Source organism: Halochromatium glycolicum (genome assembly GCF_016584085.1).
GTDB lineage: Bacteria > Pseudomonadota > Gammaproteobacteria > Chromatiales > Chromatiaceae > Lamprobacter > Lamprobacter glycolicus.
The window spans coordinates 68,733-85,347 of record NZ_NRSJ01000013.1 but is presented as its reverse complement, the minus strand read 5'-3'; the positions used below and the strand labels follow the sequence as shown (position 1 = coordinate 85,347).

At 65.1% G+C, this 16,615-nt stretch carries 14 protein-coding genes, 1 tRNA gene and 1 pseudogene; 5 read left to right on the top strand and 11 right to left on the bottom strand.

The genetic code is table 11. The annotated features are described in order from the left end of the window. Window positions 1-105: 105 nt before the first annotated feature. Both CKO40_RS09350 and ffh read right to left on the bottom strand, forming a co-directional pair. A complete protein-coding gene (locus CKO40_RS09350; protein WP_200345941.1) occupies window positions 106-3,228 on the bottom strand; it encodes an EAL domain-containing protein in 3,123 nt (1,040 codons plus the stop codon). 129 nt (window positions 3,229-3,357) lie between these two features. Then, entirely contained in the window at window positions 3,358-4,770 is a 1,413-nt protein-coding gene (gene ffh / locus CKO40_RS09345; RefSeq protein ID WP_200345940.1) for a signal recognition particle protein, read from the bottom strand. Window positions 4,771-4,971: 201 nt separating this feature from the next. On the opposite strand from ffh, the gene CKO40_RS09340 reads away from it, so the two are divergent. Next, window positions 4,972-5,793 (top strand): cytochrome C assembly family protein, encoded by an 822-nt coding sequence (locus tag CKO40_RS09340; protein WP_200345939.1) that lies wholly within the window; start codon window positions 4,972-4,974, stop codon window positions 5,791-5,793. A gap of 180 nt (window positions 5,794-5,973) precedes the next feature. On the opposite strand, the gene CKO40_RS09335 is transcribed toward CKO40_RS09340, so the two are convergent. Together CKO40_RS09335 and arsS are read right to left on the bottom strand one after the other, a co-directional pair. Continuing rightward, window positions 5,974-6,645 (bottom strand): TIGR04282 family arsenosugar biosynthesis glycosyltransferase, encoded by a 672-nt coding sequence (locus tag CKO40_RS09335; protein ID WP_200345938.1) that lies wholly within the window; start codon window positions 6,643-6,645, stop codon window positions 5,974-5,976. Window positions 6,646-6,702: 57 nt separating this feature from the next. Beyond that, window positions 6,703-7,668 (bottom strand): arsenosugar biosynthesis radical SAM (seleno)protein ArsS, encoded by a 966-nt coding sequence (arsS, locus tag CKO40_RS09330; protein ID WP_200345937.1) that lies wholly within the window; start codon window positions 7,666-7,668, stop codon window positions 6,703-6,705. A gap of 171 nt (window positions 7,669-7,839) precedes the next feature. Between arsS and CKO40_RS09325 the strand changes: the two genes are divergently transcribed. Then, window positions 7,840-7,915 (top strand) — tRNA-Ala (locus CKO40_RS09325). A gap of 508 nt (window positions 7,916-8,423) precedes the next feature. Here CKO40_RS09325 and CKO40_RS09320 read toward each other — a convergent pair. From CKO40_RS09320 to CKO40_RS09310, 3 genes are all read right to left on the bottom strand, one after another. After that, complete coding sequence (locus CKO40_RS09320; protein ID WP_200345936.1) at window positions 8,424-8,861, bottom strand: CoA-binding protein; 438 nt, start codon at window positions 8,859-8,861, stop codon at window positions 8,424-8,426. A gap of 26 nt (window positions 8,862-8,887) precedes the next feature. Next, window positions 8,888-9,049 (bottom strand): hypothetical protein, encoded by a 162-nt coding sequence (locus CKO40_RS09315; protein ID WP_200345935.1) that lies wholly within the window; start codon window positions 9,047-9,049, stop codon window positions 8,888-8,890. A gap of 260 nt (window positions 9,050-9,309) precedes the next feature. After that, entirely contained in the window at window positions 9,310-9,750 is a 441-nt protein-coding gene (locus tag CKO40_RS09310; protein ID WP_200345934.1) for a DUF2784 domain-containing protein, read from the bottom strand. 197 nt (window positions 9,751-9,947) lie between these two features. On the opposite strand from CKO40_RS09310, the pseudogene CKO40_RS24905 reads away from it, so the two are divergent. Both CKO40_RS24905 and CKO40_RS24900 read left to right on the top strand, forming a co-directional pair. Then, window positions 9,948-10,595: pseudogene (locus tag CKO40_RS24905) on the top strand (DUF3326 domain-containing protein); the annotation flags it as partial. Next, a complete protein-coding gene (locus tag CKO40_RS24900) occupies window positions 10,578-11,801 on the top strand; it encodes a heavy metal translocating P-type ATPase (RefSeq protein WP_338074157.1) in 1,224 nt (407 codons plus the stop codon). The pseudogene CKO40_RS24905 and the gene CKO40_RS24900, both read left to right, overlap by 18 nt. Window positions 11,802-11,854: 53 nt before the next feature. On the opposite strand, the gene CKO40_RS09300 is transcribed toward CKO40_RS24900, so the two are convergent. The 4 genes from CKO40_RS09300 to CKO40_RS09285 all read right to left on the bottom strand — a co-directional run bounded on the left by CKO40_RS09300 (window position 11,855) and on the right by CKO40_RS09285 (window position 14,165). Beyond that, window positions 11,855-12,754 carry a magnesium transporter gene (locus tag CKO40_RS09300; RefSeq protein ID WP_200345932.1) on the bottom strand — a complete coding sequence of 300 codons (900 nt, stop codon included), beginning with the start codon at window positions 12,752-12,754 and terminating at the stop codon, window positions 11,855-11,857. Beyond that, complete coding sequence (locus tag CKO40_RS09295; protein ID WP_200345931.1) at window positions 12,751-13,650, bottom strand: hypothetical protein; 900 nt, start codon at window positions 13,648-13,650, stop codon at window positions 12,751-12,753. Before CKO40_RS09295 ends, CKO40_RS09300 begins: the two co-directional genes overlap by 4 nt. Before the next feature lie 54 nt (window positions 13,651-13,704). Continuing rightward, entirely contained in the window at window positions 13,705-13,860 is a 156-nt protein-coding gene (locus CKO40_RS09290; protein ID WP_200345930.1) for a hypothetical protein, read from the bottom strand. A gap of 122 nt (window positions 13,861-13,982) precedes the next feature. After that, a complete protein-coding gene (locus CKO40_RS09285) occupies window positions 13,983-14,165 on the bottom strand; it encodes a hypothetical protein (protein WP_200345929.1) in 183 nt (60 codons plus the stop codon). Window positions 14,166-15,326: 1,161 nt separating this feature from the next. Between CKO40_RS09285 and CKO40_RS09280 the strand changes: the two genes are divergently transcribed. Beyond that, on the top strand, window positions 15,327-16,595 hold the full coding sequence (locus tag CKO40_RS09280) for a TIGR03790 family protein (protein ID WP_242476934.1): 1,269 nt from the start codon (window positions 15,327-15,329) through the stop codon (window positions 16,593-16,595). Window positions 16,596-16,615: the final 20 nt, after the last annotated feature.

Below are 16,615 nucleotides of genomic sequence, written 5' to 3'. Positions count from 1 at the left end.
GTTGCGCGAGTCAAGCGGCTGTTTTGATGATGCCTGGCTAGCCTGCACAAGTTGCTGATTTGCTAGGCCGTAGAGGGCATTCTGTTAGGGCTTCTTAAGCCGGCCTCATGCGAAAACGTCTGCCGGACGCTTGCGGGCGGACGCCGAGCTGAGGGGCTGCGGATTCACAGACGTTGCGGCCCTGCTCGGCGCCGGTGTCGTGCTGTCGAAATGCGCGATGAGCCGTCCGATCTCGGCCAGCAGCAGATCGCTGGCCTTGCCCAGCGCTGCCAATTGCTGCGCGCGGAGGTCCTGGGCCTCCGGCGCGTCACCGAGCGAGAGCTTCGATGCCAGCTGGTGCACCTGGTCGTGCCGGCGCACGACCGACTGGAACTCGGGGTAGCACTGATAGCGCTCCCGCCCAACCCCGGTACACCAGGCACCGAAGTCGCAGGGTGTCTCGACCAGCTCGTTGAGCGCCACTGTATCCGAGCGCTCTGCCGCGCCTAAGACCCGCTGCAGCCAGCAGCGATGGTGCTGGGCCACGACCATCAGGTGGAGATCATCGCGGTCGAGCTCCGAGCCGAGGCCGTTCCAACCCGTCTCGGCCGACCAGCTCGCGACCCAGCCCAGTACCTCGCCGCCGGGCATCGGGCGCGCGATCCCATAGCCCTGCCCGAACCGACAGCCGAGCCAGGTCAATAGCGCGGCATGGGCCAGGGTCTCGACACCTTCGGCGACGACCGAACGGTTGAAGGCGTTCGACAACTGGACCACGCTCTCAACGATATCCCGATCGCCCGGGTCATGCAGCATATCGCGGACGAAGCTCTGATCAATCTTGAGCACGTCGACGGGCAGGGTCCGGAAATAGGCGAGCGATGAATAGCCGGTGCCGAAATCATCGAGCGCAAAATGCACGCCCAGGGCGCGGCAACTGGCCAGTGAGCGCTGCGCCTGTTCAAAATCGCTCAGCGTCGCGGTCTCCAGGATCTCGAGCTCCAGATCGGCGGCAGCGACCTCCGGATAGGCATTGAGCAACTGCTTCAGCCGTGACGGAAAATCGGCCCGCAGCAGATGCCGGGCACCGATATTGACGCTCACCGACAGCCGGTGCCCAAGGGCCTTCCAGTCGGTGAGCTGCCGCAATGTCGCCTCGATGACCCATTCATCGACCGCGACCTCGAGCTCCGTGCCCTCGATGTCGGGCAGAAAGGCACCCGGCGTCACCAGGCCCTCGTTCGGGCGCTGCCAGCGCACCAGTGCCTCGAAGCGGATGATCTCGCGGCTGATCATGTCGACCTGCGGCTGGAAATGGAGCACCAGTTGGCCATCCTGGACCGCTTGACCGAGCTGCTGGACCTTGCCTCGGCGCCGTTGGAGCAGTTTGTCCTGCTCGGCGTCGTAGAGGTGATAGGTATTCTTCCCCGAGTCCTTGGCGCGGTACATCGCCTGATCGGCATGGCGCAGCAGCGTATCCGGGTCTGGAAGATCAGGCGGGCACAGCGCAACACCGATGCTGGCCGAGACGCTATAGCTGTTCTCGCCCATCCTGAACGGCTCTCGGATCACGGCCAGCACGCGGTTCAGTAGACCGAAGCAGTCCTCCGGCCGCCCGATCTCGTTGAGCAGCAGCACGAACTCGTCACCGCCGAGCCGCGCGACGGTATCCTCTTCGCGCACCACCCGCCGCAGCGCATCGGCCACCTTGACCAGAAAACGATCGCCGACGGCATGACCGCACTGATCATTGATGGGCTTGAACCCGTCGAGATCGAGATAGCAGACCGCCAAGCCGTGCTCGGAGCGCTTGGTCCGGCTGATGGCGAGATCAAGACGATCCGTCAGCAACCGGCGATTGGGCACGCCGGTGAGCGGATCATAGTGAGCGATGCGCTCGAGCTCTGCCTCATGGCGCTTCAGATCGGTGACATCGCGGATGTAGCCGTGCCAGAGCACGCTGCCATCGGGCTGCCGCTGCGGAGATGCCTGACCTTCGACCCAGATACGCCTGCCATCCGGCAGATTGACTCGATAGGTGTCGTGCCAGAGGCTCAGCGCCTTGGCCGAATGCTCGATCGTCGCCCGCACGCGCTCGCTGTCGTCCGCGTCGAGCCGCTCGAATGCCGGGGTCGCATCCGCGGCCACCTGCGCTGGATCGATCCCGTAGACATCCTGCAAGCCCTTGCTCGCGAAGGGGAATGCGCTACGGCCATCGGGCCAGAGCTGGAACTGATAGATCACACCGGGGATATGGGCAGCGATCTTCTCGATGCGCGCGTGCAATTCCTCGCGATCGGTGATGTCCTCGCCCGCAGAGAGGATGCCGATCGCCGCACCGTCGTCATCGCGTATCAGGCTGTTGCGCCAAGCGATCGTCCGTTCCCGGCCGTCGCGGGTGCGGATGCGAGATGAGCGATCCATGGCGCCCGCCGCCGCCTGCGTGACTCGCGTCCGATAATCCGCTCGCGCTTGCTCACGCTCCTGCTCGCAGGACAGCACGATCTGGAACCAGTCCTTGCCAAAGAGCTCGTCGGCGCCGTATCCAAGCAGCTGACAACCTTTCCGGTTGATCAGCGTGATCCGGCCGTCGGCGTCCAATGCCAAGATGATCGCGTCCACGGTCTCGAGCAGCATCCGCATCCGGTCATGCTCGCGCCGCAGCGCATGCTCGTTGTCGATCCGCTGTTTCTGGCCCAACAGCAGCAACCCCAGGAGCAGGCTCGCCGCCGGCAGCACCGTCAAATAGGGGATCGCCACCTGAGCCAGGATCTGGGCACGCAACGCCTCCGGAAGGATCACGACCCAGGCCAATGCGCTCAGGTGCACGAGCAGCCCGAACAGGGCCAGCGTCCAGGGGCTCACCGGGATGATCCCGGCGCGACGGAGGGCATAGAACAGCGCCCCCATGGCCGAGGCGGTGCAGATCGTCGCGATCCCCATACCGACACCGGCACCCCCGAGCCAGGCGCGGTAGGCGGCGGCAATCGCCCCCGAGAGGAACGCCGCGGGCAGCCCGCCGAATAGCCCAGCCATGGAGACGACGGCGGTGCGGCCATCGAAGATGACACCGGGCTTGAGCGTCACCGGAATCATCATCCCCAGCAGGGCCGCAACCCCGAACAACAGCCCGATCAGGAGCTGGGTGGAGCGTTTGTCGCTTGGAAGGCGAGCGATGAACAGACTGTACGCCAGAACCAGCGCCAACAGCAGAGAGGCGTTCTGAATCAGTCCACCGAGAATGTCCATCGTGCTCGATTCCGATCACACTCCAACATCAACGGCGCGACGACCGAGGAGGATTGCTGCCGGAGCGCTGGCCGCTGCTGGCCGGAAGGAGCGCTGACCGCTGAGCCGCCATCGGGAATCGCAGCCGCCTTACATCGGGAAGCCGCCGCCTGGCGGAAAGCCGCCGCCCGGCGGCATACCGCCCATCCCGCCCATACCGGGAGGCAGACGGCCCTGCATCTGCTTCATCATCTTGGCCATGTTGCCGCCCTTCATCTTCTTCATCATCTTCTGCATCTGGGTGAACTGCTTCAGCAGCTTGTTCACGTCCTGAACCTGGGTACCCGAGCCCATCGCGATGCGCCGGCGGCGCGAGCCCTTGATGATCTGCGGATGGGCGCGCTCCATCGGTGTCATCGAATCGACGATCGCGATCAGCTTGACGACCTCCTTGTCGTTGACCTGACTCTTCATCTGCTCGGGCAGTTGGCCCGCGCCGGGCAGCTTCTCGAGCAGGCCGGCCATGCCGCCCATCGAGCTCATCTGCTTGAGCTGATCGCGGAAATCGGTCAGGTCGAAGCCCTTGCCCTTCTTGATCTTCTTCGCCAGCTTCTCGGCCTGGTCCTGATCGACCTTCTGCTGCATCTCCTCGACCAGCGAGACCACGTCACCCATGCCGAGGATGCGCGAGGCGATCCGGTCCGGATAGAACGGCTCCAGGGCATCGGTCTTCTCGCCGACGCCGAGGAACTTGATCGGCTTGCCGGTGACCTCGCGGATCGAGAGCGCCGCACCGCCGCGGGCATCGCCGTCGATCTTGGTCAGCACCACGCCGGTGAGCGGTAAGGCATCATGGAAGGCGCGCGCCGTCTTGGCCGCATCCTGACCGGTCATACTATCGACCACGAACAGGGTCTCGACCGGCTGTGCCGCGGCGTGCAGGTCCTTGATCTCCTGCATCATGGTCTCGTCGATCGCGAGCCGGCCGGCACTGTCGACGATCAGCACGTCCTTGCCTTGACGGCGTGCCGCATCGAGTGCCGCGGTCGCGATATCGACCGGCCGTTGCTGCGAGTTGCTCGGGAAGAAACTGGCATCGACCTCTTCCGCTACCATGCGCAGCTGATCGATCGCCGCCGGGCGATAGATGTCACAGCTCACCACCATCACGCTCTTCTTCATCCGCTCCTTGAGGTAGCGGGCCAGCTTGGCGGCGCTGGTGGTCTTACCGGAGCCCTGCAGGCCCGCGAGCAGGATCACTGCGGGCGGTTGAACGCGTAGGTCAAGCCCTTCGTTCGACTCGCCCATCAGCGTGACCAGCTCGTCATTGACGATCTTGATCAGCACCTGGCCGGGTGTCAGGCTCTTGGTGACCTCGGCGCCGACTGCCTTCTCGCGGACACGGTCGATGAAGCCCCGTGCAACCGGCAGCGCCACATCGGCCTCGAGCAAGGCCATCCGTACCTCGCGCAAGGTATCTTTGATATTGTCGTCAGTGAGCCGTGCCTGCCCACGCAGACCCTTGAGGACCTCGCCGAAGCGTTCCTGAAGATTGTCGAACATGCTGAGTCTCTCGATGCGGTCCGCCCCGGCCCACGGGCCGATTCCGGGCGGCGGTAAACCTGGGTGCCGATCTATCGAACGCGCGCAAGGAGGCGGTTTGTTAACCTATATCAAGGCGGCGCGACCAATTGGATGGAATGCGCCCCGACGCCTGCTCGCATGCGTTTGCAGCCCTCTGTGCTTGTGCGATGATCGCAGACTATGAACAACGTCGTCATCTCGATCGCTACCCTGATTGCCTACATCGGCTCAGCCTCCCTGATCGGCTGGAGGCTCTTCACCCATCAACCCGATACCAACACGGCGCGCCTGCGCGGCTTTACGCTCGGGCTCGCCTATGCCGGGCTGACGCTGCACACCTGGCTGCTCTACATGGCGATCTTCAGCCATACAGGGCTCAATCTCGGGTTCTTCAATGCGCTCTCGCTCGCGGCCTGGACCGTGGTCGCAGCGCTGCTGCTGTCTAGCCTGAGCAAGCCGATCGAAAACCTCGGTCTCGTGGTGCTGCCGCTCGCGGCGTTGACGGTGCTGTTGGACATGCTCTACCCCAGCGCCCCATTCCTCGGCGAGTCCACGAGCTGGGTGCTCAAGCTGCATGTGCTGCTGTCGATGCTCGCCTACAGCCTGCTCACGCTGGGCAGCGTCCAGGCCGTCCTGCTCTGGGTTCAAGACTCCTACCTGCGCAATCGTCGGCCAGGCGGTTTCGTGCGCGCGCTGCCGCCGTTGCTGACGATGGAAGACCTGATGTTCGAGATGCTCGGCATCGGCTTCATCCTGCTCACGCTGGCGCTGCTAAGCGGCTTCGCGTTCCTCGACGACATGTTCGCCCAGCACCTGGTCCATAAGACCGTGCTCTCGGTGCTCGCCTGGATGGTGTTTGGCGGCCTGCTGCTTGGTCGGCGACTCTGGGGCTGGCGCGGTCGGAAGGCGATCTCCTGGACACTGAGCGGGTTCGGCATCCTGATCCTCGCCTACTTCGGCTCCAAGCTTGTGCTCGAACTGATCCTGCACCAGCCCACCTAGAGGCCCTGAGCGAATGCCCGATACGGCTGCGAGGCCCTCACGACCCTGGCGGCCGGCCACCGCGGGTAAGAGGACGATCACCCCTATTGTTTCACGGTAACAGAATGCCCCTGTAGCCAGATCGATCAGGAGGTTGCCCGGGTCAAGCGGCTGTTTTGATAGGGTCTCTTAGAAGCGCTATCAAAACGCCCGCTTGACTTGCGCAAAGGTCTGATTTCGCTCGTGCCCGCGTGCCAGGTCCTCGGGCCGATCGATATCGACCAGAGTCGCCAGCTCCGCCCAGCGCAAGCCTGCGGCCCTGATCCGTTCCCGGGTCTTTGCCGCTACGCTATCGCTCCCCCAAGGCATGACCGCGAACAGAGCATCGAGGGCGGCCGCGGCATCCCGGTTCACGCCCAGCAGCACATAGCCGCCGTCAGCGGCCGGCCCGAGCACGACCGGCACCTCACCCAAGGCGTCCAATGCGTGCTCGAGATAGGCCGCATCCAGGTCTGGGCAATCCGTCCCGATCAACACCGCACGCTCCGCACTGGCCAAGGCAACCCTCAGGGCTCCGCCCATGCGCTCGCCGAGGTCCGTGCCGCGCTGCGCTTGAAGCGACAGCGGGTAGCGCCCGGCGAGCTGTCGGAACAGCGAATGGCTCGTGTCGGGCGCGCACCAGAGCTCGACCGGCGCCAGCCGGGTCTCGCAGGCCCGTTCAACGGTGGAGATCAACAACTCACCGGCCAGCCGTGCCGCACCCTCCCGACCCAAGGCCGGGATCAGCCGGGTCTTGCAGGCGCCCGGCACGGGCGCCTTGGCGAAGATCAGGATCTTTGCAAGCGGAAAGCGCAGATCCTCAGCGGCAACCATCGCTCGAGTTCGGCTGGTTCAGTGCTAACCCGTTCGAGCGCGGTCGGCTGTCGGCGCTCAGCTCAGTGCCCCGCCGCAGCTGCTGCCCTGCCCGGCCGTACAGCCGTAACAATGATCGCCCACCGCGATATCGCGGCCGGCGAGCGCATCAGGCGAAGCGAGCTCGCGGATGTGCAGACGCTCGCCCTGATCCACCGAGAGTGGCAGATCGAGCATCTGATTGAAGTCGCAGTCGTAGACGAAGCCCTGCCAATCGATGCTGATTAGGTCACGGCACATCACCGCATCCAGGTTGGCGTCTTGGTGCGCCTCCTTCAGCATCGCCAGGTAGCTGTCGAACTGCCGCGTGGACTGCAGCCAGCTGCCGAAGCGACGGATTGGCATATTCGCCAGGGTCAGCAGACGGTTGAAGCGGACCCCGTAACGCGACGCCAATTCGCGCTTGTAATCAGCCTCGAGCGCGCACTGCGCCGGCGGCAGCGCGGCGCCGACTGGATTGTAGACCAGGTTGAGCGCCAGCCCGCCTTCGGCATCACCGTAGCCGCGGGCATTGAGCGCCCGCAGACCCCGGATACTGGCATCGAACACGCCGCTCCCACGCTGCTGATCAACATTCTCCTCCAGGTAGCACGGCAAGGATGCGATGACCTCGACTGAATGCGCGGCGAGGAAGTCGGCAAGATCACCCTGTCCCGGCTCGTCGAGAATGGTCAGGTTGCAGCGATCCATCACATGCACCCCGAGCTCGCGCGCGCCGATGACCAGCGGGCGAAACACCGCATTCAACTCCGGCGCCCCGCCGGTGATGTCCAACAGCTCAACGCCGCCCTGCGCCAGATAACGCAGCACAGCCTCCATGGTTTCGGCGTCCATCTCCTCGGACCGCTTGGGTCCGGCGTCGACATGGCAATGCACGCAGGACTGGTTGCAGCGATAACCGAGATTGACCTGCAGCGTGCGCAATTGACGGCGTGCAATGCGGGGAAACGCGGACGGGAAGAGTAACGGCTTCGAATCGAGCACAGCAAACACCTTAGACTGGGGCTCGGAAGGCTGGTGCTGCGGGAAGCGCAGCGGCGATCGGATTTGTCACAACGTAGGCTAAGGGTGCTAACATTCAACCCCGCCGTCGGTTGGGCCACCTTACCCGGCGCCCTGCTTATCCTGACCGATGTCTGCACCAACTCAGTTCCTGGGGCCGTAGCTCAGCTGGGAGAGCGTCGCGTTCGCAATGCGAAGGTCAGGGGTTCGATCCCCCTCGGCTCCACCAATTCAATCAGCTACTGACGCTTTCCTTCACTCGAGCTCGCTGGCGCGATGAACCCTTTCTGCGGCGTCAGCAAAAGATGCCAAGATCCTTCACGCAAGACAGAAGTCAGCAGAACCACTCGAGTCAACGTTCATAGGCGCGCCACGAACGCCAGAAGCAATCGACAGACCTTTTCCAATCGTTCTTGACGATTATTTTTACAGGTTCGAGCGCCTACTCTCAGAGCATCAAAAGCACAGGCGCATGCTACGCTTGACGGTAAAGAAACTGTCTAGGCAGTTCTACTATGAAGACGATGCCGAACGAGGAAGTGAGACGCCCCCCATCCTCAGAGGGCCCTTCGCATCAGGGTTCGGTGGAAGCGAAACCGGTTAAGCGGATGCGGCCAAGATTCACGGTTTCGGGTGCGGGCGTACTGCATGAAGGAGGGTAGTACAAGACGAAGAGACGCGCTCGCCGGCGGGCGCTCATCATCGACCCGTTGAGACCTGCGTCCCAACGGCCTGTTTCAGTACTTCCCGGCCAACTTCATGATCGCCTTGTGGAGGCTGTGATAGCTCAGGCCACGGGTGACGTACATGACCGCGCAGGTGCCGGTGCGCAGGTTGATCCCGGATTCCTCGGCGAGGGCGATGGCCTCCGGGGTGTCGTGGGCCATATGCACCCAGACATCCTGGATGCCCGCCTGTGCCGCGGCAGCGATCCAATCGCGCGTCTCCTGCTTCGGCGCCTCGATGATTAGGGCCTCGACCGCCTCCGGCAGGGCCGTCAGGTCCGGATAAGCCGGATCGCCATCGATCTCCTGGGCGCTGGGATCGACCGCGTAGACGGTCTTGCCGTGTCGCTTGAGGCCGCGATAGCTCAGCAGCGGAAACGGCTTGGCCGCCGAACGGCCGACGAGCGCGAAGCGCGGGTGGTCAAAGAAGGTCTCGTAATTCGATCGCATCAGGACAGCTCGTCGAGGTCAGGGGGTTAGGGTGAATAGAGCCCTTCCAGATCCATGAGGCGCAGGGCTTCGCGCTCGTCGCGACCGAGCACCTGGGTCTCGAGGTGGCGTCCCTGTCGTCCGTAGGGCTTGAAGTAGAGCGCGCCAGGATCGAAGGCGATCCGGTGCGCACGGCGGCGAGCAGGCATCCGGAGGCTCCTCTGGTGGCGGGCGGCGGCTGGATGACGTCGATTAAAGCGTACACATGTGCGCTTCGCATTGCGTAATCTCAGGGTAGAAAGGTCGGAAATGGAGCGATGAGGCTGGGATTCCGGCAGAGGTTGCCGACGCGGTCGAGACCCTGCGTAGGCGAGATGGCCAGCGCTATCCGGCGTTCATCGAGCGGGTGCTCGGCAATCCCCTTGCTGCCCGCGTGAAGCGCGCCGATGAAGTGGAACGCGTCGCTGCATTAGGTCCCGCCCCGCTTTCTGGCTCGATCGGGGCACCGGGTCGCGGTAGCGATACCCCGTCGCTGCTGCCGCCAATCGCGCCAGTTGAGCCGAACCGAGAAGACCAGTGCCATCAACGCCAGCCCGACGACCCAGGCGTCGACCAGAACCGCGTTCCATGACCGGCCTGTCATTGCGTCTGCGTAGTACTTGACGTACGAGGCCGGCAGCCCGGTCTCGCCCAAGGCGGCCTTGACGTGCCAGTGCCAGTCGGTCATCGGACAGTAGCCCCAGCCATACCATGCGCCGAGTCCGATCCAGGAGCCGAACGTGAGCCCGATCACCAGCAGATGCGCGCGCCGGGTGCGGCGCCATATCCAGCCGGTGAGGTTGAAGACAATCAGGGCCGCATGCAGCAGTAACAGCATCTGATCGAGCATCGTCAACATCGAAGCGTCCATCGCGGGCTCTGCCCGGCCCAGATAATATATTCAGCGCCTGAACGCGAAGGATGACATCCCGCGCCTGCTGCGCGGCCTTCAGCACACCGACACGACGCCTGAACTGCGCGAACGGGTCTTCACCATCCTCGCCGAGGTGTTGCCGAAATGCGTCGATGGCGCCGGTGCGGTGAGTCCCGAGAACCGAGAGCCGCTATGCCGAGCACGGCCATGCCACCGGCGAGTACGGCGACCTCGGCGCGCTGCTCGATGCGCTTGGGCACGTGCATGCGAGCGGCGCGCGTGCCGTCGGTGTGGTCTCCTCCATCGACGTGCCGCAGCCGGTGCGCGAGGCCTACTACCGCGGCGAGCCCATCCCCGACCCCTGGGGCTCCGCCGAGGCCATCCTCACCCACACCGCCACCAGCTATTTCGGCATGACCGCGGCCCACTCGCCGCTGCTGCTGGAGGCCGCGCACACGTGCTTCGGCACCCTGGGCGACCCGCGCGACGGCGCCGAGCTCATCTCCAGCGCCTTCCTTTGCTCCATGGTGCGGGGCCTGTCGCGCTCGCCGGGGCTGATCCCGGCGACGGCACCGCACCGGGTCGGTGAGCAGCGGCTCACCGCCGATCAGGTGCGCGCCGTGGTGATGCCCGAGTCCGCCGTCGGCAACATCCCCTTCTTCGTCGCGCTGCACCGGCGCATTCCGGTGATCCTGGTGCGCGGCAACCACACCAGCGGCCGGGTGACCCCGCAACGCCTGGGGCTCACCGATCAGCATCTCGGCCGCGGGCGAGCGATCTACACCGTCGCCAGCTATGCCGTGGCGGCCGGGCTGCTGCTGGCCATGCGCGAGGGCATCGCCCCGGCGGCGCTGATGCGGCCGATCCAGGGCGTGGAGCCGATCATGCTGAAGATGATCGCGCTGGCGCCCATCAGCGTGCTGAACTATCTCCAGCTCTTCTCCCGCCGCGGCATCCTGATCAAGGACGGGCGCGTGCTGGACGCGCTGCGCGACTTGGACTCCGTGGTCTTCGACAAGACCGGCACCCTCACCGCCGAGCAGCCGGAGGTCGCCCGCGTGCATCTGCTCGGCGACCACGACGAGGCGTGCGTGCTCGGCCTCGCCGCCAGCGCCGAGCACCGCCAGACGCATCCGGTGGCGCGGGCGATTCAGGACAAGGCCGCGGCGCTCGGCCTCACGCCCGAGGTGCCGGAGGACAGCCGCTATGCCGTCGGCTTCTGCATCCGCGTGCAGGTGGCGGGTCGGACCGTGCGCGCCGGCAGCGCGCGCTTCATGCAGCGTGAAGGGCTGGGGCTGCCGGCGGGCGCCGCGGCCATCGCCGAGGCCATCGCCGAGGAGGCCCGCGACACCGGCCATGCGCTGGTCTATGTCGGCATCGACGACGCCGTCGCCGGCATCCAGGAGCTTGCGCCCAGCATCCGGCCGGAGGCGCGGGCGCTGGTGGCCTGGCTGCACGCCCGCGGCATCGAGATCTGCATCATCTCCGGTGACGGCGAGGCGCCGACCCGCCAGGTCGCGGCCCGGCTCGGCGTCGATCAGTACTTTGCCGGCACCCTGCCGCAGGACAAGGCCGCGCACGTGCGCCGGCTGCGCGAGGCGGGGCGCTGCGTCTGCTTCGTCGGCGACGGCATCAACGACGCGGTGGCGCTCAAGTCCGCGCAGGTGTCCATCTCGCTCAAGGGCGCCTCCACCGCAGCGACGGACACGGCGCAGGTCATCTTCATGGGCGGCAGCCTCGCCCCCATGCGGCCACTGTTCGAGCTGGCGCACGACTTCGAGCGCACCATGCGCCGCAACCTGCTGGTCAGCATCGCGCCGGGTGTCGCCAACATCGCCGGCATCTATCTGCTGCACATCCCGCTCGGCGTCAGCATGGCAGTGTTCTACGGCGGCACCGCGGCGGGACTGGTCAACAGCATCCTGCCGTTGGTGCGGCGGCAGCAGCCGGCGCCGGCGGTGGGCGATGGCGGCGAGCGTGTCCGGGCCGGCAAGCGCATCGGTTATGCGACTTCCGGCGCAGCGCCTTACCCGATGAGGCGTAGGTGACCGAGCTGCTGCCCACGAGGGGCCAGCGACCGAACATGAGTGACGTTGGACGGTCAGCCGTCCGTGGTGTCATCGGGATTGTCCCGCGCCAGCAGTTGCTTCAGCCGGGCGCGCGCATCGGCAGGCAAGGCGCGCAACATCTCCTCGGGCGGAACATCGCGCAGGCGCTCGTCGGGTGGCAGGCCGCGCAGGCGCTCCTCGGGCGGCAGGCCGCGCAGGCGCTCCTCGGGCGGCAGGCCGCGCAGGCGCTCCTCGGGCGACATGTCCTCAATCAGCCGCCGGCGCTCTTCCGGCGACAGCTCGGCGATGTACTCACGGGCGACATCGCGACGAAAATCGGCCAACGTGTACGACATCTCAAGACCCTCCAACCGGTAGCGGGCGGCAAGCTGGCGCTTGACGGCGGCAATCTCCGGCGTGTGCCCGCGATAGTGATCCGCACCCCAGTCGACCCGTTCCGCAACGGCGCTGAACAGGTGCCACAGGGCATTGTGCTCGGCCTCGGCGACCTCATTCAAGACTACGATGCGGATCGCATCCGTGCCCCGCTCGCTGCGGTAGACGCCTGGCATCAGCGGTGCCAGGGCCACCTCGGCCGCGAGCTTCGCCGGAAAGCGCGTCGCCACCCCGTAGAGCCGAAAGGCGTCCTCCGGCAACAGCTCAGCCCCTACCCTTGTCTGCTTGCGGTAGTTGACATAGTGGCCCGTCAGCTCCTTCAACGCCCAATCGTCGAGGGGCTCGTGCAGGGACTTGTAGGTCAGCAGGTTGTGCTCGGCCAGGTTGTCGAGCCCGTCGGGCAGGCGCTCGTTGAGCACGCCGTCGCCACGACGCAGGATGACCACGTCGAGAAACTGCTGCCTGACCGATAGGTCCCTCTCCAACTCCACCGCGTAGGGCGTGCCGGCGAAGAGATCCATGAGGGCGAGGCCGAAGAGGCGGTGCCAGTCGATCATGCGTGGGCCGCGGACAACGTATCCAGGTACGAGAAGCGTACGCTGCTCGGGCCGACATGCACAGGCGGGCGTGCCCCACCGCAGCAATCAGGCCGGCAACTCACCCAGCACAGACCCACGAATGACGGGCTGTCAGGAGCTGGCGGGTCGCCTGTATCAGACCAGGCAGAATCGAGGGCTGGCCGTCGTGGCCGATGATCCGACTTCAGGCGCGGCGCAAGCCGAAGCCGACCCGCGGCGGTGATCAGGCTCCCGGCCGCCTCGCCCAGACCCTGTCCGAGCACAAGGCCGATGGGGTCAAAGAACGGCGCGCGGCCGGGCGCTCGGTGTGCTTCAGCGGTGACGGCATCAACGACGCCATGGCGCTCAAGTCCGCGCAGGTGTCCATCCCGCTCCGCGTCAGCATGGCAGTGTTGTATGGCGGCACCGCCGCGGGAGTTGCAAGGCGGGTGGATACCGCTGTCAGCGCTGTAGAGTAGGAGACTTGATCCCGCACCGTCAGCCTGAGCCGGTGTCGGCCGGTGTCGGCGCTTCGCGCGCACAACGGACGCTTTGGCGTTGGCAAGGGCGCGGCGCCGCCCCACCAGCCTGCGGCACCCAGGGGCGTAATGGGCTTTGGCCAGGACCAGGTAGCCGTCGTCGCGCAGCTTCTTCAGCAAGCGTTCCAGGTTCCCGCGCAGCGTGCCCTCGCCACCCGGCCCCTTGCCGAGACCGGCCAGGGCATGGAGTTCGCCGCGCAGGTTGGGGTTCTCGTCGGTGGCGGCCATGAGCCGGTTCGCCTCGATGATGCTGGCCGGCGCCAGGTACAGGTCCTGCCGCAGGGCCTGCATCACGTGCACGAAGAAGCCCACCAGCAGCCGCAGGTTGTGCTTGATGTCGGCGAACGTCTCGCGCATGGCGCGGCGCTCGTCGGCGCCGATCTGCCGGTAGGCCGTGAACCAGGCGCCGCCCTACCGCGTGCTGGCCAGCCGCCGGCCGAGTCGGCCGAGGAAGGGGTCGACGTCCTTGCGTTGGGCCTCATCCTCGAGGAAACGCCAGGCGTCTGGATAGCGGACGCTGCAGACGAATTCGCCGGGCAGAAGCAGCGTGACGGTTTGCTCGAACATTGGTGTTTCGGCCAACGCGGCCCTCAGGCCGCCGCCTCGCCCTCTGCGTGGTGGCCAATCCGGTTGTGGTAGAGGTCCATGATCGGGAAGCACAGGTCGAAATCGCCCCAGAGCAGATTGCCCTATACGACGCGGTAGCCACTGAAGCGGCCTGGATCGAGAAAGGCGCGGATGTCCGGATGCCGCGACTGCGACACAAACGGCAGAAAGTCGATGGTCTGACGGCTGCCGTCGTCGAAGCACAAGCGGATGCGATATTCGCCCTCCCGCTCCGCGCTCAGGATGTTGATCTCGGGATCGCTCATTTCAGCCTCCTGGTGATGCGCTCGCTTTTCACAGTCTTGTTCGGTACGAAGAACCTCACGCAAGACAGAAGTCAGCAGAACCCCTCGAGTCAACGTTCATCGGCGCGCCACGAACGTCAGAAGCAATCGGCAGACCTTTTCCAATCGTTCTTGACGATTGTTTTTACAGGTTCGAGCGCCTACTGCTCTCAGAGCATCAAGAGCACAGGCGCATACTACGCTTAGCGGTAACGAAACCGTCTAGGCAGTCCTACTATGAAGACGATGCCGAACGAGGAAGTGAGACGCCCCCTATCCTCAGAGGGTCCTTCGCATCAGGGTTCGGTGGAGGCGAAACCGGCTAAGCGGATGCGGCCAAGATTCACGGTTTCGGGTGCGGGCGTACTGCATGTTCGTGCCTCAGATATTCTTCGCACAGAGCAAGCCCAGCGGCAATTCAAGGTCTTGCCCAGACTTACACGGAAGCCTTCTAAAGAAGGAGGGTAGTACAAGACGAAGACTAACTTCGTGGCCATATGGACTTGGTGCCTTTCTTCCTGCTGCCTTTGGTCGGAGGTTACGCGTTCGCCTCAAGCCGGGTGGTGACGCGATACCGATTTGCGCGCAACTCCGGCCACCACCTCTATTTCAAAGCCGTACTGTACGGGACCATTCCGCTTGCTGCGGCTGCGGTAAAGAGTGGAGGTATCACTCGGGGTCTTGCGTGTCACGCCGGTCGGCTAGCCTCTGGGGACGCGTTGGCCGGCGGGGCGCTCATCATCGACCCAAGGACACCTGCGCCCCAATGGCAACGCGGCGCACTCAGGTGCCGAAAGGGGTTTTCGCGTCTGCTCAACCGCCATCAGGTGCGTCTCGAGGCCGGGCTGGTCGCGCAGATCCAGCAGGCGGTGACCGCTGGCCGCGACGCGTGAGCAGGAACAGCACCGGTGCATGATGGTAAGTTGATCCGTGCGGATGACGCTGCCGTAAGGGGATGGTCTTGTCGTGGATGCTGAATCGCGCGGTCGGTCTGAAGCAACGATTAGAGAGTAAGACCCACCTTTATTCCGCTGATGCCGCGCTGTTGCGCAGCGACGCACGCACCCATGACCGATAGGAGGCTCGATGACCAGGGTACAAGCCGCAACCGACTGTTCCCGCAGAGCGGCACTGCGGAACCTTTTGCGCAAGACCCTCGTCATCGCGCTCTGTCTGACGACTGCCGCGCTATCCGTGACGAACCGGGCGGATGAGTCCACGGCGCCCGACGCGCCGACCGTACTGTTGCCGCGCCAAGCCATCACGCCGGCGCAGCTCGCAGTCATCATCAACGAGCTCGATCCGACCAGTCGCCGCATTGGCCATTACTACGCCGAACGCCGCGGCATTCCGAGCGAGAACCTGATCCGGGTCCCCTTCGCCCCGGGAAGCCCGATCATGGACCCGGGCGAGTTCGAAGACCTCTACGCGCAGGTGAAAGCCGCGACACCCCAGGGCGTCCAGGCCTATGCGCTGGCTTGGACCCTTCCCTATCGGGTCGGCTGCCTGTCCATCACGACGGCCTTCGCCGCCGGCTACGACGAGGCCTTCTGCGCCGAGGGCTGCAAGCCGACCCGAGCGACTCGCTACTTCGCATCTGAGAGCACCCGCCCTTATGCCGATTACGGTATCCGGCCGACGATGGCTCTGGCCGGTGACGACTTCACTGCGGTAAAGGCCCTGATCGACCGCGGCGTCGCCGCCGACAACAGCCGGCCGCCGGGCACGGGTTATCTCGTCAAGACCCATGACAAGGCACGCAGTGTCCGCGCGCGCGGTTACGCGGCGGCTGTCGAACAGTTGGGGAACGCGGTCCGGCTCGAACGTATCGAAGCCGACCGCATCGAGCAAAAGCCAGACGTCCTGTTCTACTTCACGGGATTAACGCAGGTGCCAGGCATCGACACCAATCGCTACCGCCCCGGCGCCGTGGCCGACCACCTGACCTCGAGCGGCGGCCAGCTCAACGGAACCCGGCAGATGAGCAGCCTTCGCTGGCTCGAGGCGGGGGCGACCGGGAGCTACGGTACCGTCGTCGAACCCTGCAATCTGCTGCCGAAATTCCCGGACCCAGCCATCCTGATCAGCTCCTACCTGAGTGGCGCGACCTTGATCGAGGCCTATTGGAAGAGCGTTCGCATGCCCGGCCAGGGCCTCTTCATTGGTGAGCCGCTAGCAAGACCATTCGGCGGCTATGAGCTGTTGCAGCGCAGCGGTCGTTGGGTCTTGCGCACCTTTGCACTGATCCCCGGGCGCTACACACTTCAGGGAGCAGCGGCACCAATGGGTCCCTATCGGGAGATCACCCGGTTCGCGAAACCGGGATTCGAGCCGACGTGGCTGCTACTGCCTGCCGAAGATGCCGGCGCCTCAGCCTACTACCGTATCGTTTCGCTCCCCGACACCGAGTGAACACACCTTCCTCGGCACCC